The organism is Streptomyces sp. NPDC055955, assembly GCF_042270245.1.
Taxonomy (GTDB): domain Bacteria; phylum Actinomycetota; class Actinomycetes; order Streptomycetales; family Streptomycetaceae; genus Streptomyces.
Genome location: NZ_JBHJYS010000002.1, coordinates 589,196 through 613,467, shown reverse-complemented (window position 1 = coordinate 613,467; position 24,272 = coordinate 589,196). Strand labels below are relative to the sequence as shown.

15 protein-coding genes are annotated in these 24,272 nt (G+C 70.1%); 4 read left to right on the top strand and 11 right to left on the bottom strand.

Translation table 11 applies throughout. The features are described 5' to 3' along the window. Positions 1 to 74 precede the first annotated feature (74 nt). From ACFC96_RS05920 to ACFC96_RS05905, 4 genes are all read right to left on the bottom strand, one after another. Positions 75 to 1,007: an HAD family hydrolase gene (locus ACFC96_RS05920; RefSeq protein ID WP_376610469.1), complete on the bottom strand. Its 933-nt coding sequence runs from the start codon at positions 1,005 to 1,007 to the stop codon at positions 75 to 77. Positions 1,008 to 1,066: 59 nt separating this feature from the next. After that, on the bottom strand, positions 1,067 to 1,975 hold the full coding sequence (locus ACFC96_RS05915; RefSeq protein WP_376610467.1) for a formylglycine-generating enzyme family protein: 909 nt from the start codon (positions 1,973 to 1,975) through the stop codon (positions 1,067 to 1,069). Positions 1,976 to 2,477: 502 nt separating this feature from the next. After that, positions 2,478 to 4,109 (bottom strand): phosphodiester glycosidase family protein, encoded by a 1,632-nt coding sequence (locus tag ACFC96_RS05910; protein ID WP_376610465.1) that lies wholly within the window; start codon positions 4,107 to 4,109, stop codon positions 2,478 to 2,480. Between the two features lie 728 nt (positions 4,110 to 4,837). After that, complete coding sequence (locus ACFC96_RS05905; protein ID WP_376610464.1) at positions 4,838 to 5,029, bottom strand: hypothetical protein; 192 nt, start codon at positions 5,027 to 5,029, stop codon at positions 4,838 to 4,840. 576 nt (positions 5,030 to 5,605) lie between these two features. On the opposite strand from ACFC96_RS05905, the gene ACFC96_RS05900 reads away from it, so the two are divergent. The 3 genes from ACFC96_RS05900 (at position 5,606) to ACFC96_RS05890 (ending at position 10,000) form a co-directional block, all read left to right on the top strand. After that, positions 5,606 to 6,979 (top strand): purine-cytosine permease family protein, encoded by a 1,374-nt coding sequence (locus ACFC96_RS05900; RefSeq protein ID WP_376610462.1) that lies wholly within the window; start codon positions 5,606 to 5,608, stop codon positions 6,977 to 6,979. A 269-nt stretch (positions 6,980 to 7,248) separates the two neighbouring features. Continuing rightward, positions 7,249 to 8,586: an ArgE/DapE family deacylase gene (locus ACFC96_RS05895; protein ID WP_376610460.1), complete on the top strand. Its 1,338-nt coding sequence runs from the start codon at positions 7,249 to 7,251 to the stop codon at positions 8,584 to 8,586. Between the two features lie 280 nt (positions 8,587 to 8,866). Continuing rightward, the gene (locus ACFC96_RS05890; protein ID WP_376610459.1) at positions 8,867 to 10,000 is read left to right on the top strand and encodes a ricin-type beta-trefoil lectin domain protein; all 1,134 of its coding nucleotides are present in this window, start codon (positions 8,867 to 8,869) and stop codon (positions 9,998 to 10,000) included. A 477-nt stretch (positions 10,001 to 10,477) separates the two neighbouring features. Here ACFC96_RS05890 and ACFC96_RS05885 read toward each other — a convergent pair whose 3' ends face one another. The 6 genes from ACFC96_RS05885 to ACFC96_RS05860 all read right to left on the bottom strand — a co-directional run bounded on the left by ACFC96_RS05885 (position 10,478) and on the right by ACFC96_RS05860 (position 21,237). Next, positions 10,478 to 14,323, bottom strand: a complete 3,846-nt coding sequence (locus ACFC96_RS05885; protein WP_376610457.1) for a S8 family serine peptidase — start codon at positions 14,321 to 14,323, stop codon at positions 10,478 to 10,480. Positions 14,324 to 14,412: 89 nt separating this feature from the next. Further along, positions 14,413 to 15,474 (bottom strand): LuxR C-terminal-related transcriptional regulator, encoded by a 1,062-nt coding sequence (locus tag ACFC96_RS05880; RefSeq protein WP_376610543.1) that lies wholly within the window; start codon positions 15,472 to 15,474, stop codon positions 14,413 to 14,415. An 86-nt stretch (positions 15,475 to 15,560) separates the two neighbouring features. Further along, a complete protein-coding gene (locus ACFC96_RS05875) occupies positions 15,561 to 17,039 on the bottom strand; it encodes a long-chain fatty acid--CoA ligase (protein WP_376610455.1) in 1,479 nt (492 codons plus the stop codon). A gap of 118 nt (positions 17,040 to 17,157) precedes the next feature. Beyond that, positions 17,158 to 18,867, bottom strand: a complete 1,710-nt coding sequence (locus tag ACFC96_RS05870; RefSeq protein ID WP_376610453.1) for an aldehyde dehydrogenase family protein — start codon at positions 18,865 to 18,867, stop codon at positions 17,158 to 17,160. Positions 18,868 to 18,915: 48 nt separating this feature from the next. Then, on the bottom strand, positions 18,916 to 20,214 hold the full coding sequence (locus tag ACFC96_RS05865; protein WP_376610451.1) for an MFS transporter: 1,299 nt from the start codon (positions 20,212 to 20,214) through the stop codon (positions 18,916 to 18,918). Between the two features lie 99 nt (positions 20,215 to 20,313). Continuing rightward, on the bottom strand, positions 20,314 to 21,237 hold the full coding sequence (locus tag ACFC96_RS05860; protein WP_376610449.1) for a TauD/TfdA dioxygenase family protein: 924 nt from the start codon (positions 21,235 to 21,237) through the stop codon (positions 20,314 to 20,316). Between the two features lie 337 nt (positions 21,238 to 21,574). On the opposite strand from ACFC96_RS05860, the gene ACFC96_RS05855 reads away from it, so the two are divergent. Then, a complete protein-coding gene (locus tag ACFC96_RS05855; RefSeq protein ID WP_376610448.1) occupies positions 21,575 to 22,774 on the top strand; it encodes a PucR family transcriptional regulator in 1,200 nt (399 codons plus the stop codon). Positions 22,775 to 22,916: 142 nt separating this feature from the next. Here the strand turns inward: ACFC96_RS05855 and ACFC96_RS05850 are convergent, their stop codons facing one another. After that, complete coding sequence (locus tag ACFC96_RS05850; protein ID WP_376610446.1) at positions 22,917 to 24,155, bottom strand: PucR family transcriptional regulator; 1,239 nt, start codon at positions 24,153 to 24,155, stop codon at positions 22,917 to 22,919. Positions 24,156 to 24,272: the final 117 nt, after the last annotated feature.

Genomic DNA, 24,272 nt, shown 5'->3' with positions numbered 1-24,272 from the left:
TGTCCAGGCGAGCGCCTGAGGGAAGGGGGACTGCTGCGTCCACGACACGCAAGCTGGACGCGGTTGCCGGTGGATCAGGGGACATCGGGGTAGAGGCGGGTCCAGTCGTACTTGACGCTGACGGTGAGCCACGCCCGCCGCGTGGCCTCGGCGAGCGCGCGCTGTGCCCCGGCGTCGTACGGAGGGTCGTCCCGTGTGTCGTCGTCGTGGTGGATCAGGACGGCCAGTCCGTGCGGAGCGTCCGCGGTGTAGGCGAGCATCTCGATGTCCCCGTTGGAGTTGCCGCAGGCCAGTACCGGTCGACGGCCCAGACGGCTCCAGATGCGCACCGGTTTCTCCGGGCCGTCGTCGAGCACGCGGATACGGTCTCCGTAGACGACGGCCCGCCGGGAGGCCGACCAGTGCGCATCGGCGGTAGAGCCGATGACCTGTTCCGGGGGCACGCCGAACAGTTCGGTGGAGATCACCCGCATGAAGTCCCGCCCGCCGCCGGAGACGAGCACGGTGGTGAATCCGTGTTCTCGCAGGAAGGACAGAAGTTCCAGCATGGGCTGGTAGGCACAGGCCGGATACGGACGCCTCAGCACGGGGTGACGCGCGGTACGGAAGAACTCCCCTACCGCCACGGCCAGCTCGTCGGTGTCCATGCCCCGCTGTGTGGCGATCACCGCCTCGGCCAGGGCGGGCAGCCTGGTGTCGTCCCCGGCGTAGTGGTCCTCGAGCACGGAGGCGAGCCATGCCGGATCACCGGAGAGAGCGGATGTGTACGGTTCGCGGTCAGCCAGAGCCGGATCGGCCTTCGCCATCTGCCGCCACCGCTCGGTGAGGTAGTGCAGCTGCACGGGAATCGGTTGCTCCGGCCACAGGGTGCCGTCGTTGTCGAAGACGGCGACCCGGTCGGACGGTACGAGGAAGTGGTCGCCCGGGGTCGTCACCTCCTCGACGAAGCGCAGCAGGGCCGCACGGGCATGTCCGTCGCGCCAGGAAGGAAGCACCGGATGGTTCATCGGCTGGTCCTCGGTAAGTCGATCGGGGCGGTCTCGCCGCTCGCGGGCTGACGAAGCGGTCAGCGAAGGACGCAGCGGAAGCCCAAGTGGCAGGTCGCGGTGTCCTCGGACTGGCCCTGGCGGGCGGCGGGGCGGTAGCGCAGGCAGTAGTTGGGGGCGCACAGATGGGAGCCGCCCTTGATGACGCGGCGGACGAATCGTTCGGCGCCGGCCTCGACCGGTCCGTCCGCTCCGGGGTTGCGCGGGGTGCAGCAGGCCGGGCGGGCGGGATCCGGGTGGCGTGTGGTGAAGTGGTCACAGGTCCACTCCCACACATTGCCGGCCATGTCGAACAGGCCGTATCCGTTGGGCGGATAGGCGCGCGCCGGGGTGGTGCCCGGCGTCGGCCGGGTCTTGCTCTTGCCTGCCGGCAGATACTGCCAAGGGAAGGTGCCGTGCCAGGTGTTGGCCATGCGCCGGCCCTTGGGTGTGAACTCATCGCCCCAGGGGAAGACCGCCGAGTCCAGACCGCCGCGGGCCGCGTACTCCCACTCCGCCTCCGTGGGCAGCTTCTTGCCCGCCCAGGCGGCGAAGGCGGCGGCGTCCTCGTAGGCCACCTGAGTGACCGGGTGCAGCTCCCGGCCGTTGAGGCTGCTGTCGGCCCCCAGCGGGTGGCGCCAGCTGGCGCCCGGGGCGTAGACCCACCACTGCCGCCAGTCGTCCAGATCCACCGGCCCGGCCGTCATCCGGAACACCAGCGCGCCAGGGACGAGCGCGGCGGGGTCGGCATCCGGATAGTCCGCCGCGTCCAGTTCCCGCTCCGCCACGGTGACGTAGCCGGTGGCCTTCACGAACCGCCGGAACGCGGCGACGGTCACCGGGTGTTCGTCCATCCAGAACCCGTCCACCGTGACCGGGTGAACCGGCCGCTCCTCGGGATAGAAGTCGGCCGATCCCATCAGGAACGCACCGCCTGGGATCCGAACCATGCCACGGGTCGAAGACGGCATACGCTGCTGCGCCGTGATGTTCATAGCCCTCACCGTGCCTCAGCCCCACGCCGCCTGAAGGCAACGACGCGCGCGGCCGGGCAATCGCAGTGCACACCTCGGCGCCCCCGCAGGTCTCGGGGGCGTCAACTGCCGATCGCCGCGCAGGGGTGGCCTTCTTCCTCTCCCTCTCCGTCGGCAGGGCGGCGGTCCAGGCCCTTGCCGCGGAACTCACCGCCATCGGCCCGGGCTGGAGCAGCGCGATCGAGGCCGCCGAAGCCCAGTGGCACCGTCCTGGTGCAAGAGTCGGCCCGCAGCGCGCGGTGGCTTCCGGAGCGCGTCGCCGTTGCCTGCGGCGCAATCCGGAGGAAGCGCCGATTTCCTTGGGCGGCGGGAGGCGGAGCCGGGTGGCCGGGGCGGGAGCCCGGCTCCGCGCATGTCATGCCTCGGGCGAGGCCGGGTTCGGCCACCGGTTCCGCGGCGCGGAGGATGTGGGCGGCGGTCAGTCGTCCGCCGGAAGGACCTGGATGGTGTCTCCGACCGCGCGTTCGCCGGTGGAGTCCGAGGGCTGGTTGACCACCGAGCCGTTGACGGCCATGGCAGTGGAGCCGCCGCCGTCGAGGTTCAGGGACTCCACGGCACCGAGCGACTTCATGAACGCGGCGGCCTCCTGGAGGGTGAAGCCCTCGCTGCCGCCCTTCTGCCGTCCGTCGACCGTCACCAGAAGCAGCCTGCCCCGCTTGTCGATACCTGCCATGGTGCGGGGCTGGCGGACGTTGGCCCACGCGTACCCGAACGACGGGTACTCCGGGTCGATGACCCCTTCGTTGGCTGCGTCGATGGCGATGCGCCCGTGCTGAACCAGCGTCGGGGCCGCACTGACGAGCGAGTCGCCACGGTGGAGCTCCACGCGCCTGCCCAGGCTGTCGCGGATGTCCTCGGTCACCTTGATCCGGTGGCCCGGTTCGGCGTGCTCGGTCAGCCAGTCCGCTGCGCGGCCGGTGCCCTGCAGCACGTGTCCGTCCGCGGGCACGTGTCCGCCACGTGTGCCGACCGAGGCGACCCGGCCGGACGGGTCGAGTACGACCTGGACACCGGGGCCGGTCGGCAGGTCGGCCTGGAAGGCCGGGGTGAACTGCACCATGTCGTCGTCCAGTTGACAGGTCACGTCCTGCCAGGGCAGCTCGCTCGGGGTGGTGCCGGGACGGCCGCAGTCGCGCACCGTGCCGGGCCTGCGGTTGATGCCTTGGATCTGGTACGAGTCGTTGCCCGCCCGGGCAGTGACGGTGCTGGTCAGGTCGGCGATCCGGGCGCTGCGGCCTCCGTCGCGGATGAGCAGCGCGGCCCGTGAGCCGACCGCCATCGACTCCAGTTCGCCCTGGTAGGCGCCGATGCCGGACATGGTGCCCGGCACGCCGTCGGCCGATCCGATCACGAAGAAGCCGCCGTTGACGCCGACCAGCGACTTGAGCTTGGCGGCCACCGCCGAGGTGGTCGCGCGGTGTGCGACATTGCCGTCGTGGGTGGCCTCGACGGTCCCGGTGAAGGTCTTCGGGTCGATCACCGCGACGTGGATGTTCTCCCGGTCGGCCGGTTCCTGACTGTCGGCGCCGGTCCAGGAGAGCGTCGGCTGGAAGCCGGCCGCGGTGACCGCCGACGACGTGCTCTGCGCCTCGCTCTGTGTGGCGAAGTTCCCGACCCGTACCCGGTACCCCATCAGCCCGTGGGGACTGTCGGTGTAGGCGGGCCACTGCACGCTCTCCACGCGGGGCCGCAGGCCGGCCGCGGTGAGTTTCTGTGCCGTGCTGTCGGCCCAGTCCCGGGTGGAGACCTCCGCCCAGCTCGCGGGTGCGTCCGGGTCGTTCGAGGACCATCGGGTGGACACCGGGGCCTGGACGGTGACCGTCCAGGAGTGTGTGACGCCGGGGTGCTGGACGACGCCGGTGCGGACCTCGACCCCGGGAGCGGGAGTCTGCGTCGACCACTGTTCGGTCGCCTTTGCGGGCGCGGTGTCGGCCTCCGCGACACCGGGCAGCGTGGACGGGCCCACGACGGCGAGTACGGCGGCCGCAGCGAGTCCGGCGCGGATTCGGGAGGAGCGCAGGGCGGCGCCTCGGGCAAGGGCGTGACGCATGAAGATCCACCTCATGACGGGTACGGGGGCGACCGGCATGGGGGAGGGCGTCTCAGCCGCCGGGTGCACGGGATCGTCATGGTCTACTCCACTTGTCGTGGGTGTCAACGACCGTGCGGTGGACAGTTGATGGCCGATGTCCGACCTGAACCGGGGCCTGCGTGGGGGAGGGCGCGTCGGCGCTGGAAGGCCGATGCAGGGCACGTCGGCCGGAGCAGCACGGGGCAATCACCGAGACCGAGGATCAGCGCCGGCGTCACGCCGAGGATCAGGCTCGAGAAACCAAGAATCACATCCAGGCCGCGCGGCCCCGACCAGCCCGAGGCCGGCAGCCCGTAGCCCGGTGGCGGGGTTTGGCCATGGCGGAAACCCGTCCGGCCACACGCCCCGGTGCGAGCGAACATTCTGCGAAGGTGAGCCCTGCCGGGTCTCCCGGCGGGCCAGTTGTCCTACTGGTCCACGCCATCGGGGCCGTGTCGCCGGTCGGCGAGCGATACGACTCCGATGGCGGTCAGCGCGTCGTTCAACTGCCCTTCCTCCGAATGGAGTCGTGAATGCCGACGTGCGCCGCACCTGCGGTGTCGCAGCCCAGCAGCATCGCCGGAGCCGGCGCCGGCCTTCGGGGCGGCTGATACATGAGCGACGCGATTGTCCCGGCATGACGTCAGTGAGCGCGTCCCAGTTCTGCGGCCCGCAGCGATGCCTTCCGGTCGGCCCAGGACGGTCGCTCACAGGTCCGCGCAGCGCGTCACCGTCCGCGCATATCCGAGGATCGGTCTGCGTGCCTCGTCCGGGGTCGGCTGTGTGTTGCGGCTGACGATGTGCAGGCCGAACCCGTCCTCCAGCTCCACCAGATCGCGGGTCAGGTCGGCGGGCTCCTCGGTGACGAACGTGCCCGCCGCAGCGCCGACTTCGAGCACCGTCGTGTAGGGCGCGATCTCAGTGCGAACGGCGACGCCATCAGCGCGGCATGCCCGGCGCTGCGGTCCGCGCGCCGGTGCAACCCGTACAGCCGGCTGCGCTGAGGGTCGTCCGCTCCGGTACGTAATCCGAGGCCGATCGGTCCGCAGTCGATCGACGGTGTGGCGGGCGGTCAGGTAGCGCTCGACGGCACCCCGGTGCACCTCCTAGGACACAACTCGTCCACTCCGGGCAGTAGTAGACGACCGAGCCTGCCGACATCCCTGTCTCGGCTGCGATGTCCGTGATCCTCAGGCCCTCGAGCCTTCGTGCCGTGATCGCTGGCCGGCCGCGCCGGCAAGGGCTTTGCGGCGTGCCGTCCGGCTCTTCGGTCTCCCCGTGAAGCCAATTTTCTGCCAGCAGGTTCAAGTAATGCAAGTTTCTCAACACAAGCCATTGACGGCCTCGCAGGCGATTGTTTGAATCTGCGCTCAAAGAATAATGGAGGTGGCCAGATGACCCGCAAGAGCGCAGCATCACCCCCGGAACCCCGTCCCGAACCAGTTCTGGAACGCCGCACCATAGACGCTGTTCCCGTGTCGGAGCGGCACGGCCGTACCCGCGACCTCTTCACCATCTGGTTCTCGGCGAACCTGGGCCCGCTCACGGTCGTCACCGGCGCCTTGGCCCCCGCCGCCTTCGGGCTCTCCTTCGGCTGGAGCGTCGCCGCCCTGCTCGTCGGGCACCTCGGAGGCGGCTTCCTGATGGCGCTCCACTCGGCGCAGGGCCCGCAGCTCGGCGTACCACAGATGATCCAGAGCCGCGGCCAGTTCGGATCGGTCGGCGCGCTCGCCGTCATCCTGGTCGTCATCGTCATGTACCAGGGCTTCTTCGCCTCCAACCTGGTCGTCGGCGCTCAGTCCCTGAACCAGGTGGTGCCCGCCGTCGGCCGCGGCGAAGGCGTCGTCCTCGGCGCACTCGTCAGCCTGGCCGTGGCCGTCGTCGGCTACCGGCTCATGCACCGCATCGGCGCGCTGACCAGTTGGGCGTTCGGCGCCGTACAGCTCGCCGGCGCCGCCTGGCTGCTCTTCGGCGGCCTGCCCGACGGCTTCCTCGACCAGGGCGGCTTCAGCCTCGCCGGGTTCCTCGGCATGGTGTCGGTCGGCGCGCTCTGGCAGATCGCGTACGCCCCGTACGTCTCGGACTACTCCCGCTACATGCCCGCCGACAAGGCCGGAATCCGCTCCACCCTGTGGTGTACATACGCCGGCTGCGTACTCGGCAGCCTGCTCCCCATGGTCGTCGGCGCCGCCATCGGCGTGGCCGACGGCGGCGACCCGATCGCGGCGCAGAGCCACCTGCTCGGATCCCCGCTCGGCCAGATCACTCTGTGGAGCTTCGCGCTGGTCACGATGCTCACCAACTCCATGAACCTGTACGGCGCCGTGCTGTGCGCGGTGACCGCCGTGCAGACCTTCGCGCACCGATGGCTGCCGCGCGCCACAGGCCGGTCCGTCATCGGCGGCGTACTCACCGCCCTCTCGGTGGCGCTCGCCCTGGCGTTCGCCGACTCCTTCATGACCAGCTACCTCAACCTGATCTACGTACTCCAGTACGTCCTGATCCCATGGACCGCGATCAACCTCGTCGACTTCTACCTGGTCCGCCACGGCCACTACGACGTGGCGTCGTTCTTCGCCAAGGACGGCGGCATCTACGGCCGCTGGAACGTCGCCGCCCTCGCCGTCTACGCCCTGGGGATCCTCGCCGAGATCCCCTTCATGGCGCAGTCGCTCTACACCGGGCCGCTCGCCCACGCCCTCGGCGACACCGACTTGGGTTGGATCGCGGGGCTGATCGTCACCGTCCCGGCGTACCTGCTCGCGGCCCGCCTGACCGCCCGTAAACCCACGGCAGCGGATGTCAGCGCCACCGCAAGCGTCCCGACCACCGGAGTCCCCGCTCCATGATCACGGAGACATACGCCACCTGGCAGCAGTACGCCGCCGCCTCGACTTCCGTACCCGCGCCTTCATCGACGGCTGCTGGACCGCCGCGGCGGACGGCGCCCTTCGCCACCGTCAACCCCGCCACGAGCAAGGGGATCGCGCGGGCCGGTCGACGCGCTCAGCCCCGCGACGCCCTTCGGCGGCTTCGAGCAGTCCGGCCTCGGGCGTGAACTGTCCCTGCATTCGTTCGACAAGTACACCGGCCTGACGACGACTTGGATCGCATACGCATGACCACTACCTCTCACGTCCTTGCCGAGATCGACCGACGTACGGACGACCTCATCCGCCTCACCGCCGACCTGGTGGGCTTCGACACGACCGTGCGCGGCGCCGCCGCCGAACCCGCCCGCGACGAGGCCGACCTCCAGGAGTACGTGGCCGGCCGCCTGCGCGCCGCCGGAGCCACCGTCGACGTCTTCACGCCCAAGCCCGGGGACCTGCCGGTGTCTCCGCAGACACCTCCGGGCCTGGGCTTCGACGGACGCCCGCAGCTGATCGCGCGGTTTCCCGGTACCGGCGGGGCCGGTGCTCGCTCGCTCCTCTTCAACGGCCACATCGACGTCGTGTCCGCGGAACCGAGGCGGGAATGGACGAGCGATCCCTTCCGAGCGGAGGTGCGCGACGGGCGGCTGTACGGACGCGGCACTTGCGACATGAAGGGCGGCATTGCGGCGGCCGTCGTCGTCGCCGAGGCGCTCGCCGCGCTCGGCATCCGGCTCCCCGGTGACCTGCTGATCAACACGGTGACCGACGAGGAGTGGAACGGAGCGGGCACGCTCGCCTCCGTCGGCTACGGCGTACGCGCCGACGCGGCCGTGGTTCCCGAGCCCACCGACCTGGACGTCGTCGTCGCCCAGCGCGGCATACTCGGCGGAACGGTCACGGTCGCCGGCCGCCCTGGGCACGCGGAGTACCCGCCGGGCGACTGGCGTACGGGTGGAGCGGTCAACGCCATCGAGAAGACCATGCCCGTGCTCACCGCCCTCCGGCGACTGCGCGAACAATGGGCCGAGGATCCAGCCCACGCCCACCCGCTCCTGCCCCCGCCGGCGATCGTACCCACCACCATCAAGGGCGGGGAGTGGTGGGTGACATACCCGGCGTCGTGCGAAGTCGCCCTGGACGTCACCTACTTGCCGGTGCAGGCCGACGGTGGCGGGTGGGCGAGCCGGGTTCGTCACGACATCGAGCGGGCGGTACGGGAAGCGTGCGCCGACGACGGCTGGCTGACCGCCAACCCGCCCCGGTTCACCTGGGACACCGAACTCCCGCCCGCCGAAGTCCCCTCCACGCACCCGTTGGTACGGGCTCTGACCGCGTCCGCCACCGCTGTGGGCCGCACACCGAGGCTACTCGGCGAACCGTCCTGGACGGACGCCGCGACGCTGACCCGCCTCGGCGGCACACCCGCCGTCTGCATCGGCCCCACGGCCACCCGCCCGGACGGCTCCCCGACCCTCCACACCATCGACGAGTACATCGAGATCAGCGACCTGGTCGCCACCGCGAAGGCACTGGCCCTTGCCGCCCTCGACATGACGGCACCCGCAGCCGCCGCCCCCTGAAAGGACATACGGCGATGAACACGCGGTGAAGAGGGCCCCTTTCGCCAGCGCCAACAACGTCCTGTCCGAGCGAATGCCGGCAGCGCGCCGCGGGCGACGGCCGCTTTGCGGAGCCGGCTGTCGGCAGCCTGGGAGGGGAGCGGAAGAAATCCACTCATGGGCTCAGGATGTCCATGTCCCGTGACTTTCCCACGCTGGACTCTGAATGCCGAGCGCATGCCAGATGTGCTTCGCCTGCCCGTCACCTCGGTGTGTGCAGGCTCCCATTGAGGAGGTTTTCTTGCTCCGCTTCAGATCCCTCTGCGTCACCGCGGCCCTGGCCGCCGCCGCGTGTTTCGGCCTCGCCGTGCCGGCACAGGCCGCGGGCGGCCAGACACCCGGCAGCAACACGTACTACTCTGCGCCCGCCGGTACGAGCACACTCACCGACGTCACCTTCGGCACGACTGTCGAGGCGGACCCCGCACAGGGAAATGTCTTCTGGTCCCATCAGTTCCGGTTCACCAACACCGTCCACGGGTACATCGGGCAACAGCGCAAGCGCGCCGGCACCGGTATGTTCCTGTTCTCGCTGTGGGGTTCGACGGCGGCGACACCCGGGTCGACAGGGACGTACTGCCAGACCTTCACCGAGAGCGGCACCGGGTACACCTGCCGCCTTGATCAGAGCTTCGTCGCCGGGCACCACTACACGTACCAGGTCGCGCCGGACACCCAGAACGGCTGGTACAAGGCAACGGTCACCGACACCACCGCGGGCACGTCGTTCGTGCTCGGCAGCATCCAGGTCGGCACGGGCGCACAGGTCGATGCGACCGGAATGCTCGACTGGGTGGAGTACTTCGACTGGAACAACGCCGCCGCCCGCTGCGAGGACGAGCCGTACTCCCGCGCCCGGTTCGACCTACCGCAGGGCACCTCCACCAACGGCTCGACGGTCACCTCGCCCATCAGCAGCACATCGCTCAGCAGCACATGCACCGCCTACTCAAAGGTCACCCAGGTCTCGGGCGCAAGCGTGCACGAGGACGCCATCGGCAACTCGTCGTCCGGGGCGATCACCGGAAGTAGCGGCAAGTGCGCCGACATCACCGGCAGCAGCAGCACGGACGGCACACTGTTGGAACTGTGGACCTGCACCGGCGGTGACAACCAGAACTGGGTGCTCGCCCATGACGGTACGGTGCACGCGCTGTTCAAGTGCATGACAGCCTCGGGCACAGCCGCGGGCAGCAACGTGGTGTTGCAGACGTGCGACGGATCGGCCTCACAGCAATGGCAGCGCAGTGGGTCGACGCTGATGAACCAGGGACAGTGCCTGGACGCACGGGGCGGCAGCAGCGCAAACGGCACGGACCTCATCGTCTACACATGCAACGGCAACACGAACCAGAACTGGACGACACCCGCCTGACCCTCACCCCTCACGTCACACGTGACTGGCGCCTCTCCTTCCGGGTGTGAGTCGCTGTATCTCAACCGGTCAAGGAACGTGCGGTCGAGCAGATTTCCCGCTGGGGGATCCTCCCGTTGTACGCGCATGAAGACAGGGCCTCTCGGCAGCTCGGGAATGCGAATCCAACCGAGCAGCGCCGGGAGGCCCGGTGCCGTTGTTGTACGCGCCCGAGCCCTTGTCGACAACGTCCGTCAGTCTTCGACGCAGGGCTTTCCCCGGAATCTTGGACAAGGGCTATGCGGCTGAGGCCAAGGTAGTTGACGCCTTCTCCATCCACCCTGCCGGCCTGCCCACCACACCTCCGCTATCGCAGTGCACCTGGCCGACGGGGACGTTTCTGGCACCCACTCCGTTCCCACTCCCACAGTGGCGGAGCAGCCATGCACGCCGAGGGGGCCGCGCCCTTGTGGCCGCGGCCCCCGTGGGCAGTGGTGCTTACTTCAGGGTGTAGGCGCGCACCACGGTCTGGCTGACCGTGTTGCCCTCGTCGTCCTTGGCGGTGGCGCGGAGAGACACGTGCTCGGCCGACTTCGGCGCCTTGACGTCCACGGTCCACTGGCCGTCAGCCGTCTTGTGCAGGGCGGCCGGGATCCAGTGCGAGCCGTCGTCGTACGACACCTGAAGGGTCGCCCCGTCGACCTTCCCGGCACCGGTGACCCCGGGCATGTGGGAGGCGGTCAGGGCGAGCGTGGTGCGGCGTGCCGCTGCACCGGTGATGTCGGTGTCCACGCCGTAGTCGAGCTGGATCAGCGGAAGGTTCACCCAGCCGTTCTCGGAGGTGAAGCCCCACTCGGTACGTGTGGTCGGCGAGGTCGGGAAGACCGTCGCCTGGCTGGTCTCGGTGACCAGACGATAGGGCAGCCGCTCCGGGCTGAGGGTGCCGGAGAGGCCGTTCAGCTGCTGGTGGTTGGTGGACTTGATCAGAGTGTCGCCCTGATACAGGGACACTGTCTGGTGCAGCTGGCCCGGGGTGGGCCGCCAGTCGCCGTAGTCGTAGCCGGTGTGGCGGGTGCCTCCGTCGCCCCAGGCGGGGATGTTGAGAGAGAAGGCGCTGCCCTGCCGGTTCGGCAGAATGCTGTCGCCCAGCCGGGGGTGGATCACCGGGGAGAACCACTGGTCGGCGGTCCGGGAGCCCGGCTTCGGGTCGGCCACCGGCGCGCGCTCCTCCACCACGTTGGTGATGCCGGACTTCTCGTACCACCGGAACTTCCCCTTGCCCGCGGTGACCCAGTCGGTGCGGGTGGTGCCGGTCTGCTGGAGGGTGTCGAACCCGACGGCGTACGTGTCGAAGTCCTGCAAGTCGTACCGGCCGTTGTAGCCGTTCGGGTCGGACTTGCCGGCGTACCGGGAGTCGAGCCGGGCCAGCTCGCTCGGCTTGGGACGGTAGACCATGTCGGTGGCCGGGACGTTGCCGTCGTGGCGGTAGACCAGGTCGTAGACGTACGGCGAGGTGCCGGTGCCGGCGGAGGTGACCTTCAGCTCGAAGCCGCGACGCTTGGCCGCCTCGATCAGTGCCGCGCCCTCGTCGGCCTGGAGGGTAGCGACCGGGATCGGGCCGGTGGCTACGGCGTCGGCGGCGCCGTACCAGGTGCTCAGCCGTCCGGCGCCGTCGTTGACGACCAGCAACTGCTCGGCACCCGCGGCGGCGGCCGCGGCGGCCTGGGCCGCATTGGCCTTGACCTGTTCCTGGAAGGAGGCCTTGCGGTCGTACGTCACCACGACGGCCTTGCCCTTGACGTCCAGCCCGGCGTAGTCGGCCTCCGTTCCCTTGCCGGCGTCGACGACGCCGATCCGGCTGGTGCCCGCAGGGAGCTTCGGCGCACCGTTCTGGAGCAGGGGGTCGATGTCGCCCCGGTCGGAGAGCGGCCGCTGCGTGGCCTTGAGCGTGAGCTGCGGCTGGGCCTTGCGCCAGCGGGTGACGAAATTGAAGCTGCCGGTGGTCACCTTGGCCGTGCTCTGCGCCCAGACGCTGGTGTAGGCGACCGGAAGCATGTAGCTCTCGTTGCGGCTGTAGCCGTCGGTGACCCGGTTCCACTCGACCCTGGTGGTCAGGTCCGTCGTGTGCTGCGGTGCCACCGAGGTGACGCGGTGCGCCTCGCGTGCGTCGAGGTCCGCCTCGCGGTCGCCGTCCAGGTTGATCTGCGGGACGGACAGCACGCCGAGACCGAGGTCGTCCGGCACGGCCGCGCCGGGCAGGTTCGCGAACATGACCGCCGAGTACTCGCCCTTCGGTAGGCGCAGCGTGAGCCGGCCGCTCTCCGGGACATCGACCGGCACGGGCCACTGGTCGCCGGTCCGGTAGATCGCCACCCGGCCCGCAATCGGGTCGCCGCTGCGGTCGGTGGCCTTGATCGTGAGGTTGTAGCGCTCGGCCTCGCGGTTGATGCCGAGCAGGGTGTGCGCGACCGCCTTGCCGTCGGTGCCGGTCGCCTCGATCAGGCCGTCGGTGACGCCGTACGGGGCGGCGTCCGGGTCGCCGGTGACGGTCACCTGCGCGGTGCCGTGGGCCGGCACGGTGACGGTGGGCGCGGAGAGGGTGAAGACCTTGCCCGTCACGGGGGCGCCGTCCACGTCGGTGGCCTTCGCGGCCAGGTTCAACGAGATTTCGGTGTCACCGGTGTTGGTGTAGGTGACGGTCTTCGCCGACGGCTGGTCCGCCGTGTGCGGCCAGGCGTAGAAACCGGACCATGCGGTGGCCGACGCATGGACGCTTCCGAGCACCGCGGCCTTGGCGTCGACACGGCCGCTGCCGCCCTTGGGCAGCGGGATGTCCGGGGTCGCCTTGGAAGTGCTGACCAGGGCGTCCTTGATCTGCTGGCCACTCCAGTCCGGGTGCTTCTGAGCGACGAGCGCCGCGGCGCCGGCGACGTGCGGCGTCGCCATCGAGGTGCCGCTCATGGTCGTGTACGAGCCGGTGCCCGAGGCGTACTGGGAGCGGGCGGCCAGGATGTTGACACCGGGTGCGGTGATCTCCGGCTTGAGCGCGCCATCGACGGAGCGAGGGCCCCAGCTGGAGAAGCCGGCGAGGTTGTCACCCGAGTCCACCGCGCCCACGGTCAGTGCGGAGGTCGCCGCGCCGGGTGAACCGATGCCGCCCGAACCGGAGTTGCCGGCGGCGATGACGAACAGCGCGCCGGTGGAGTCGCTCAGGTCGTTGACGGCCTGGGCCATCGGGTCGGTGCCGTCGCTTGGCTGCGAGGAGCCGAGGCTCATGCTGATGACCTTGGCGTGCTTGGTCTGGGCGGCCCACTGCATGCCCGCGATGATCCAGGACTCGTCGCCGGAGCCCTCGTTGCTGAGGACCTTGCCGACCAGCAGGTGCGCGCCGGGGGCGACGCCCTTCTCCTTGCCGCCGGAAGCTGCGCCGGTGCCGGCGATGGTGGAGGCGGTGTGGGTGCCGTGGGCGTGGCGGTCGGTCACGTCCTGGTCGGGCACGAAACTCTGCGAGTCCGCGATCTGCCCAGCGAGGTCGGGGTGTCCCGTGTCGATGCCGGTGTCCAGGACGGCGACGTTCACGCCCTTGCCGTCGGTACCGGTGTTCCACACGTCCGGTGCGCCGATCTGCGCGGTGCTGTCGGCGAGTGTGGCCTTGACCTTGCCGTCCAGCCAGATCCGGCTGATGCCGCTGTCGAAGACCGCGGGGGTGGATGCCGCCCGGCTACGGGCCTGCGGCTTGCCGGAGTTGAGTGCGGCGGAGCGGGCCTGGGCGCGGGTCAGCGAACCGGCTGGGGTGAGGTCCTGCCACATCTCGGCTGTCTTGGACCGGGTGACGCTTGCGGCCTCGCCGTGGATCGCTTGGAGACCACGCCCGGCGGTCAGTCCGGCCGGACGGTCGGAGGACCGGCTGGATGGCGCGCCGCCGTCGTACTGAACGATCAACGGTAGCCCGGCGGTGTGCTTGTCGTCGTATCCGTCGGCGATCAGCCGGGTGACGTCGAAGAGACGATGGTCCAGTACGCCGGCGGCGACGTAGGGCAGTGCCTCGTCCGGGTAGACGTACAGGTCCTTGCCGACCGTCTGCGTCCGCACGCCGCCGGAGAGGTTCTCGGGCCGATCGACGGTGGCCACACTGCGGCCGTCGGCAAGGGCCCTGACGGTGACTTTGTCACCGGTGATCAGAGTGACGACATGCGTGTCCGTGGTGGCAGAGGCATGCTTCGCGGAGGTCGCGGCGGCGACGGCAGGTCCGCCGGCGAAGGCGCTCGACGGGGTCACCGCCATGGCGACCAAGGCCGTGCTGAGGGCTATCAGCCCGCGGCGGCGCGAGGATGATGATGGCAAGAGTGTGCCTTCCGGGTTCTGCGGGGGAACAAGGGGTGGAGTCATTCTTGGCGGTCGGTCAGGGAATGCGGCGCCTTCTGCGCGGCGGCCTACCGTCTCGGCGGAGGACCGCCACCGGATGCCGGGACAGTGACGTCGGCGGCCCCGTTCTCGTCAGCGGGCAGCCAGCCGTGCCGTGCTGCGTACAAGCCCAGCTGGAACCTGGACTGCGCATCCGCGAGCTCCATCAGGGAGCGCAGGCGACGTTCCACCGTCCGCAGGGAGATGTCGAGTTGAGCCGCGATCTTGCGGTCCGAGAGCCCGAGCGCCAGCAGGGAGAGGATCAGCCGGTCCTCGGCGGTCGGACCGACTGCGCCCGGCTCCCCGGCATCGCTGGGCTCGGCCTCGAGCGGCAACCGGTGAGCGCGCCGCCAGTACTGTTCGAACAACACGGCGAGGGCCTGCACGAGCGCGGTGCCGTGGATGACGAGGGAGTCCGCCTCGTTGCAGCCGGCCTCCTGCGAGAGTGACATCAGGGCAGTAGCCCGGTCACACACCAGCATGCGCACGGGAACGTCCTCCGCCACGCGCACCTGCACGCCCGCATCCGAGGACTGTCGTGCGGCAGCCATCGTCCCGTCGGCCTGCAGATGATGACGCGAGATCACGGTGCGGACCGCCACCCCTCGCCGCAGCGCGTCCTCCACCATCGGATCGGCGGATTCCTGGTCCACGGCGACCGCCACCTCGGTCGGGAAGACCAGGATCTCCTGCCGTGCCCCGCCGAGCAGTTGGGTGAAACGATGCCGGGTGGCACCGGCCCCGTGGACCACTTCGACGACTCCGCCCGCTGCCGGCGAGGTCGCATGGCGGTGCTGCTCGGCAAGGGCGAGGACCGCCGCCTCGGTCCGGTCGAGCATGGTGCGACGGTGCAGCAGCATCGGGGTCAGGGCCACGGACGGTGATGCCGCACGGAATCTGGGGGCAGAATCTGCCGACGCCAGGTCACGCACCTCGGCCACCACCAGTCCGCTCGCGATCAGTTCACTGAGCTGCGCCGCGACGGCGTCCTGGACAGCGTCGGCAGAGCCGGTGAGTTCGGCGAGCGAGCTGTCGGGGTGGGCGACGAGCGTGACGTACAGCCGTTCCTGCTCCGGCGGAATTCCGAGCATTCCCAGCAAGGTGTCTCCTTACGAACTCCACGCCGACCCGCGGTGACAACGGGCCGACGTGGACGAGCAGGGCAGGGAAAGGGGTCTCAGGAACTCGGCGCCGCGATCTCGCGCTTGAGGATCTTGCCGGTGGCCCCCTTGGGGAGAGCGTCGACCAGCCAGACCTCGCGGGGGTACTTGTACGGGGCCACCCGCGCCCGTACGAACTCCCGCAGCTCGTCGGCGGTGGCCCCGGAGTCGGGGAGCAGGGCGACGGCGGCGGCGACCTCTTCGCCGAGGGTGGGGTGCAGGACGCCGATCACCGCGGCCTCGGCGACCGCGGGGTGTTCGTAGAGGACTTCCTCGATCTCGCGGGGGTAGACGTTGTAGCCCCCGCGGATGATCAGGTCCTTCTTGCGGTCGACGATGTAGTAGAAGCCGTCCTCGTCGACGCGCGCGAGGTCGCCGGTGCGCAGCCAGCCGTCCTGGATGGTTTCGGCCGTGGCCTCGGGGCGGCCCCAGTAGCCCTTCATGATGTTGTGGCCGCGTACGCACAGTTCGCCGACTCCGTCGTGCTCGTCGAGCAGGCGCATCTCGACCCCTTCGATCGGGGTGCCGACGGAGCCCGGCTTACGGGGACGGTCCGGGTGGTTGAAGGAGGCGACCGGGGAGGTCTCGGACATGCCGAAGCCTTCCAGTACAGGACAGGTGAAGGCGCTCTCGAAGCCGTGCAGGACCTCGACGGGCAGCGAAGCGCCGCCGGAGACACCCACCCGCAAGGTGGGGCAGCTGTAGGTGCCGGGCTGCTGGGTGTGCACGGCGAGCATCGCCGCGTACATGGTGGGCACGCCCACGAAGACGGTGACCTCGCGCTGCTGGACGGTCTGCAGCGCCAGGACCGGGTCGAACCGGGGCAGCAGGGTCAGCCGGGCACCGACGCCGACCGCGGTGTTCATGGAGCAGGTCTGGCCGAAGGCGTGGAAGAGCGGCAGACAGCCCAGCACGGTGTCATCGGGACCCAGCCGGATCAGCGACCGTGCGGTGATGTCGGCGTTGCGGGTGAGGCCGGCGTGGGTGAGCTCGGCTCCCTTGGGGACTCCGGTGGTCCCGGAGGTGTAGAGGATGACCGCGGTGTCGTGGCCGCCGCCGAGCGCTTCCGCGACCGGTTCCGGGTGGGCGGCGAGCAGGTCGGCGAGCGAGCCCGGCCCGACCGGGATCACCTCGGCCGCGGTGCCCTGCGCACCCGTGGCCACTTCGGCCGTGGCCGACTCGTGGGCGAACAGCAGCACCGCACCCGAGTCGCCCAGGTAGTGGGCGATCTCGCGTGCCTTGAGGAGCGGGTTCATCGGAACGACGACGGCGCCGGCGCGCAGGATGCCGTAGTAGAGGGCCGGGAACTCCAGCAGGTTGGGCATCATCAGGGCGACCCGGTCGCCCGGGGCGACACCGCGGGCGGTGAGCAGCGCTGCCACACGGCCGGCGAGGGTGTCGAGTTCGGTGTAGGACAGCGACCGGTCGCCGAGTTCGACGGCGGTGCGGGGGCCGTGCGCGGCGGCGCTGCGGCTGAGGAGATCGGCGACATTCATCGCGGGGCCTTTCGTCTCAGGTACCCGAACAGGGCCCGACCGCACACCACGGGCGGTGACGCCTCGCGGCGGGCGGGGAAGCGGGCCGTGTCTGGCTCGGGTGTGGAGTGTGGGGTGGTCAGCCGCGCAGCGCGGAGGCGAAGATGGCCGGGAGCTTGGCGACACCGGGCGCGGCGGTGAAGCGGGTGACGCGTTCGATGGTCGTACGCGCCGTGCGGTTGGTGACGAAGAACGGCGGGCGTGGGGACAGCGACGGGGAGCCGGTGAACAGGCCGCGCGGAGTGGGGGCGAAGGGGGCGCGCAGCACGGTCTTCTCGATGTCCTCGAGCATGAACGCGTTGTGGACGAAGCCGATGCCGCTGCCGATGTCCTGGCGCGTGTGGCCGGGGTAGGCGCCCCAGGGGGTGTAGCCGAGCAGGAAGCCGATCGCGGACCAGCAGTTGACGCCGAGGGTTCCGTAGCGCAGTTCGGCGACGGCGGTGTCCACTGCGGTGCGGTGGGTCTTCTCGGTCTTGGGGTGGACGATGAGGGTCGCGCCGAGGGTGCCGGGGAGTGTGTCGTTGGCGAAGTCGACTGCGTGGCGCAGGAATTCGGCAGCGGTGGAGCCCGGGAGCCGTACGACGCCGAGGGCGCTGCCGAAGACCTCGCCGGTGATCAGCATGTCGTCGTGGCCGGTGATGTCGGGGACCACGATGCGGCAGTCACCGTCGCCGTGGGTCTCGGCCTGCGGATGGGCGTCGAGTACGGCGGCGAGGCGCCGGTCGGCGCCGGGGTAGTAGTCGGTGCGCGGCGGCAGCTGCCGCAGCACCCGCCTGATCTCCTCCAGCAGCCGCTCGGTGCCGTCCCACTCCCGGGGCAGGACCAGGATCTGGCTGGCGATGCAGTTGTGGCCGGAGTTGTTCATCTTGCTGGTGACGATGTGCTCGGCCTGGAAGCGGAAGTCCGCCGCGCTCCACGGTCCGGGAGCCACGATGCAGGGACTCACCCCGCCCAGTTCGCTGGTGAACGGCTTGCCGATCAGCGGCTTGTCGTCGTGGCGGCGCTCGTCCGCCTGGGCGTCGGTGCCCCACACGATGGCGTCGTGGGTGCGGTCGCTGCCGGTGACGTGGATGGTGTCGACACCCTCGTGTGCGCAGAGGTAGCCGCCCTCGCCCGCGCCGCCGTCGACGAAGCGCACCCAGCCGCGCTCGACGAACTCCGCGAAAACGCGCTCGAAGTGCGGGCGGAGATAGGCGTTGACCGGGTTCATCTTCGCGATGACGACCTGGCCCTCGGCATAGAGCTTGTGGAGGATGTCGAGCGCGGTGATGGCCGCGACATTGCCCGCGCCCAGGACCAGGCCGACGGCCGGGCGTCCGGGCCGGCCGCGGTACTCGCCGGCGGCCCGGTCCCGTACCTGCTGCGCGGTGGTGCCGGCGCGCATCCACACCTGGGCGGTGAACCCGTTGAGCAGGAGAGCGTCCCAGCCGGTTGCGGGGAAGACATCCACCAGGGTGCGGCCGTCGCGGGTGTGCACGGCCCCGGCCTCGACCGGATCCTCGCCCGCCGCGATCCGGCGCAGTACGTGCAGGCAGGCGCTGACGTTCTGCGCGAGTGCCCACGGTGCGCCGATCCAGTCCTCGGCCGCCCACGGGGAGTCGGGTCCGTATCCCTTGGCGCGGGCGCCGGCGGCGGCCATGTCCGCGGCGCCGTCGACGATCCGCGGCATCATCCGCTCCAGCAGAGCGATCCGTTCGGCGATCGGGGTGATGGTCCACGTCGTGGCGCCGTCGCGCAGCTCAGCGAGGGCCCGGTCCAGCAGTTCGGTGTCGACAGCGGTGGAGTGCACGGTTTGCTCCAGGGGGGCAGGGGTGGGCGAGTTGAGGGGGCCGGTGTGTCAGACGCTCGGCCGGGGGGCGTCGCGGGCCGGGTCGATGAGGGTGAAGGCGGCGAGCGCGCCCAGCAGCAGCAAGCCGCCCAAGAGCACGACGGCGGTCTGGTATCCCGCTGCGCCGCGGCTGTCGACCAGCGATCCGACGACTGCGGGGGCGATGAGGCCCGCGGTGGTCACGACGGCGTTCATCGTGCCGAGGGCACCGCCACGCCGCGCGGGCGGGGCCAGTTCGGCGACGGTGGTGACCGCGACGGTGGCGAAGGATCCGCCCAGACCGAAGCCGGCGGCCAGCAGCGCGGTCTTGGCCGCCGCACCGTCCACGAGGGGTATCGCCAGACAGGAGACCGCGCCGAGCAGCAGCAGGCCCGCGCCGACCCGGCCGCGTGCCCAGCGGCTGCCGACTCCACGGCGCATGAGCCACCCGGTGAGCGCCGCCTGTCCGAGCAGGGCGAGGGCGCCGACCGCCCAGGGGAGGACGGTGAGCCTGCCGGCGGCGTCGGAGGAGTGGCCGAGGCCGTTGCGCAGGTAGGAGGGCAGCCATACGACCATCAGCGCCACGGCCCAGTAACTGGTGAAGTAGGCGGCGGTGGTGCCGATCCAGGTGCGGGTGCCCAGGACGCGACGGTAGGTGGGCGTCACCGCAGGCTCACGGGACGGCGTCTCCGCGGCGTCGCTCCGGTATGTCCCGTCGGCGCCGAACACGGACCACAACACGGCCCACAGCGCACCGGCGGCCGCGACCACCCAGAGGGCGGCGCGCCAGCCGTGGTGGTGGATGACCCAGGTCAGGCCGGGGGCGGCGGTCATCACGCCCAGGGTGACGCCGAAGGTGACCAGCGCCCCGGGGAGATTGCGCCGGTGGTTGGGGAACCAGGAGAGCGCGGCCTGCTGCGCGACGGGGAAGGCGGGACCTTCCGCCGCGCCCAGGAGGACGCGAGAGCCGACCAGTACGGCCAGGCCGCCGCCCAGGGCTGCCGGCGTCTGTGCGACGGTCCAGAGCAGGGCCATGGCCAGGAGCAGCCACTTGGGCCGTACGCGGTCGGCGAGCAGTCCCACTGCCCCGGCGGCGACCGAGAACAGCAGGAAGAAGGCGCTGTTGGCGAGCCCGAATTCGGTGGCGGACAGGCCCATGTCCGTACGGATCTCATCGGCCGCGAGGCCGAGCACGGACTTGTCCGCGAAGTTGACCATCATGAAGACCACGAGGAGTCCGGTGACGATCCAGGCGCGGGCGCCTGAGCCGGAGTGACGGCCTGCCGTCTGATTCTCGGTCGGTCTGGGGGCGGTGTCGGCGGCGGTCACGGGGGTCCTCCGGAGAAGGGGCGCTGACGAGGGGGTGGGCACGCAAGGAGGCGGGGCGGCGTCGTGGCCCGTGCGCGGCCCGCCGGGGCGATCGGCGCCTCAGGAGAGCGGGACTCCCGCGATCGCGATGCGCTCCATGACGCGCCGCTGCGGGTAGTAGTCATTGATCGCGTAATGCTGGACCGCGATGTTGTCCCAGATCGCGACGGAGTCCGGCTGCCAGTGGAAACGCACCTGGAACTCGGGGATGCGGGCCTGGAGGACCAGTTCGTCGAGCAGTTCACGGCTCTCGGCGTCGGACAGGCCCACGATCCGCGTGGTGAAGGGCTCGTTGACGTAGAGCACTTTGCGTCCCGACTGCGGGTGGCGGACGACCACCGGGTGCTCCACGGCAGGCAGGGCCCTACGCATCCGGGTGACCTGCTCCTCGGTCATCAGCGCACCCCAGCTGGGCACCCAGTCGTGCACGGCCGTGAGACCGTCGATCCGGGTCTTCATCTCCTCGGAGAGGTTGTCGTAGGCGACCGCCATGTCCGCCCACATCGTGTCGCCGCCGGCCGGTGGCACCTCGACAGCGCGCAGCACGGAACCCAGGGCGGGGGCGGCCATGAAGGAGTGGTCGCTGTGCCAGATGTTCTCGTTGCCGATGGCCATGGCGTCCTTGGCCAGCCGGGAGACGCCGACCGTGTCGCCCTTGGGGAAGAAGGGGTTCACCTCCGGCTCGCCCCACACCGCCGCGAGCGCGACGTGGTGTTCCGAAGCGAAGTGGTGCTGGTCACGGAAGAAGATCACCTTCCACTCCAGCAGCGCCTGCCGCAGCTCCACGGCGAGCTCTTCACCGATCGGCTGTGAGAGGTCGACGCCGCTGATCTCGGCGCCGATGTGGGGAGTGAGCGGGCGGATGCCCAGAAACCGGAACTCTGCCTCAGGGCTGCCGGGGGCGGTGCGGTTCAGGACGCGCTGCCCGTAGCGCATCAAGGGCTTGTCCAGGGTGGGCCGGCGGGTGGTGTCGACTGCAGCCATGGGTGTTGTCTCCTCCAGAGTGCGTACTATTTCGATACCAGGGGTATCGATATTGAGGTATGCCGCGCCCAAGGTCTGCGTCCGTCAATTCCTAGACGGCGGAGAGATCCGGAACGCGGTCAGCGCTACGCCCCAGGGCGCGGGCGACGAGCTCGACGGATGCATCCGGTCTTGCCGATGGCAACCCCGGATGTCGGCTCGTGACGCAAGGAGTCCTGACGCAGGCAAAGATGGCGCACGGGAGGTCCGCTGACTATGGGCGGGCATCCAAGGTGGCCTGTTCCTCTTTATGCCTGGGCACAAGAGCGCTGGTGGGGGAGCGGATACCGTCTTGGCCATGAGCCGGACCGCCACACCTGCCGAGGCGCACGACGCCGACGTCTTCACCGACATGCTCGACTCGGTCGACGACCTCACCGACTCGGCCGTACGCCAGATCGTCTCCGGTGAAGAGGACTTCGCAGAGAACGCCCTTCCTCCGCAGTTGCTCCACGATGTGGTGCGGGCCAACATCGAGGCCATCCTGCGGGTGGTGTCCGGCGAGACGGACGTCGGTGTCGACGCCGCCACCTGGGCCGGACAGGTCAAAGCCGAATACGGCGTGCCGGTCTCCGGCCTGCTCCACGGATTTCGCCTCGGCGGGCTGGAGATCTGGGAATGGGCGATCGCGCGCGCCGCGGACGGCGAGCAGGCGAGCGCTCTGCTGCGCCGGTCGTCCCACTTCTGGGGGACACTCGAACGTTTCACCACCGCCGCGGCGGAGGCGTACCGGCACGTGACCGACGACAGAGCACAGCGGGAGCAGGTCTCCCGGCGGGTCGCTCTGCTGGCCGTCCTGGAGGGTTCGGCCGAAGACCGGGGCCCGAACGGAGTCCCCGCCGCGGGAGTGCCTCGCGCCCTCGGCCTGCCCGAGCGGGCGTCGTACCGTGTCGTGGTCGGCGAGATCGGGGAGCACGGAACGGACCCGCTGCCGGGAGTCGACACGCTGCTGGACAACGCCCATATCCGTTCCGCATGGACAACCGAACTGGGAGAACGGATCGGCCTGGTCGCGGCCGTCAGCGAGGCCGACACCGAAGGAGCGCTGCGGATGGTGGAGAGGGCTGCCACCTCGCGGGTCGGGCTGAGCCGTCCTTTCACCTCGCTCGCGGCGGCACCCGGGGCGGTGAAGGAGGCCCGGATCGCCGTGCGGTGCGTCACGGCACCGGCGGGCATCCACCGCTACGGCAGCGCCCCGATCGACGAATTCGTCGCGACCCACGCCGAGTCCGCGGGCGAACTCACCGAGAACGTCCTCGCGCCCCTGCTGACCGACGAAGCCGGCGACGCGGCGCTCCTGGACACCCTCCACGCATGGTTCGCCGCCGGCGGATCGACCGCCGAGGCGGCACGACAACTCCACTGCCACCGCAACACGGTGCTGTACCGCATGACCCGCGTCGCCGCACTCACCGGACGGGTTCCCACCCGGCCGGTGGACGCCGCGGAACTCTACGTGGCCCTGCGGGCATTGCGGCTCGGCGTGAACGGAGAGTAGGCGCCGACGCCCGCCTGTCCTCTTGACCGCTTGTGCCCGGGCACAAGCACCGACCGCATCTGCCGGACCTCCGCCCATGGCTCCGGTGGCGTCGCGCCCGTGAGTGTCTCCGGCGGCGAGCGTCCGCTCCGGCGCGCGACGGTCAGGGTTCGGGAGGACCGAAGAGGGCGATGTACCGCAGGGCCAGCTCGACCTTCGCGGTGCGGTCGGTCAACGGGTGACCCAAGATCTTCTCGGCACGCGTCAGCCGGTAGCGGACGGTGTTCTTGTGGACGAAGAGCTGCTCGGCCGTGGCCTCCACGTTGTGACTGTTGGAAAAGTACGCGAGGACGGTGTCGCGAAGCTGGGCGAGGTTCCTGTCCGCCCCGCACAGGCCACCGACCTCGCGGAGCACCATGCGGTGAGTCATCTCAGGGCGGTCGGCGACCAGACACAGGAGTTCGACGTCGGCGAATTCCGTGACCGCGCGCGGCGTGACGGCGCTGAGGCTGACTTTCTGGGCCGCTTTGGCCTCGGCGTGCCCGGCGCGGAATCCCTGCAACCCGGGCGACGGCGATCCGGAGGAAAGGTGAATCTGCCATTTCGCGAGGTCGGCCTCCAGATCGGCAAGGAATCCGAGGTCGGGACGTGACGGAGTCGCGACCCAGAACCACCAGTCGCGGCTTCCGGCCACCACGGTCAGCGGGCGCGGGGCGTTGAGATCCCGCGCCACGCGGTGGGCGATATGGAGAACCCGGTCGCTGGCGTCCGCCGCGTCCGGGTTCGCCGTCCACGCGATGAAAGCGCTCTGCCAATGTGTGAGCGGATGGGCCAGTTCGTTCGATGCCTGATCGATGTCGGCCGCGGAACCCCGGAGGATGTCCTCGACCAATCGCGTGCGACGCAGCAGAGCTCCCTCGAGCAGCTGTTGTCGCTCTTCGTAGAAGGTCTCGATGAGGGCTTCCACCGAGTCGTTCATCCACTGCTCGGCGCGGGACCACATGTACTTCAGGGCCTCGTCGCGCGGGGGCGCGGACTCGTCGAGAGTGTCCGTGACCTCGGTGAAGAACGAGAAGACGCTGTGGTGTGCGGCGCGGTAGACCTTGAGCAGGACACCCAGGTCGGCGCCACGGCGGGCGAGCGAGCGGGCGAGATCGGCCGCGGGCCCGGGCAAGGCGAATTGATGCTCGGAGGTCAGGTTCGTCACGAACGACCGCCATTGCGAGCGGGTGCTCCCGTGAAGGATCTCGGCCAGCATCGGATCGGCGGCAATGGTGGGGATCTGATCCATCACGCGGTCGTCGACCTTGCGGACGAACGCGGCGACCACTGTGTCGGTGGCGGCCTCCTCGGCGAATCCACGCATCCACGCCAAAAGGTCGGGGGAACCCGGCACGGTCACGCAGGCACCTCCAGGGCGACGTGGTCCTCGATGAGACAGATGAGACAGGGCTTTGGACACGCACACAATGCAGCAGCCGAATCCTGGACGCAATGCCAAGCGATGTCCCGTCGCGCG

What these genes read in the sequence shown, in the direction of transcription:
- ACFC96_RS05910 (WP_376610465.1), bottom strand. Translation starts at nt 4,109, where the DNA reads ATGCGTCACGCCCTTGCCCGAGGCGCCGCCCTGCGCTCCTCCCGAATC.
- ACFC96_RS05860 (WP_376610449.1), bottom strand. Translation starts at nt 21,237, where the DNA reads ATGGCTGCAGTCGACACCACCCGCCGGCCCACCCTGGACAAGCCCTTG.
- ACFC96_RS05855 (WP_376610448.1), top strand. Translation starts at nt 21,575, where the DNA reads ATGAGCCGGACCGCCACACCTGCCGAGGCGCACGACGCCGACGTCTTC.
- ACFC96_RS05920 (WP_376610469.1), bottom strand. Translation starts at nt 1,007, where the DNA reads ATGAACCATCCGGTGCTTCCTTCCTGGCGCGACGGACATGCCCGTGCG.
- ACFC96_RS05895 (WP_376610460.1), top strand. Translation starts at nt 7,249, where the DNA reads ATGACCACTACCTCTCACGTCCTTGCCGAGATCGACCGACGTACGGAC.
- ACFC96_RS05880 (WP_376610543.1), bottom strand. Translation starts at nt 15,474, where the DNA reads ATGCTCGGAATTCCGCCGGAGCAGGAACGGCTGTACGTCACGCTCGTC.
- ACFC96_RS05915 (WP_376610467.1), bottom strand. Translation starts at nt 1,975, where the DNA reads ATGGTTCGGATCCCAGGCGGTGCGTTCCTGATGGGATCGGCCGACTTC.
- ACFC96_RS05875 (WP_376610455.1), bottom strand. Translation starts at nt 17,039, where the DNA reads ATGAATGTCGCCGATCTCCTCAGCCGCAGCGCCGCCGCGCACGGCCCC.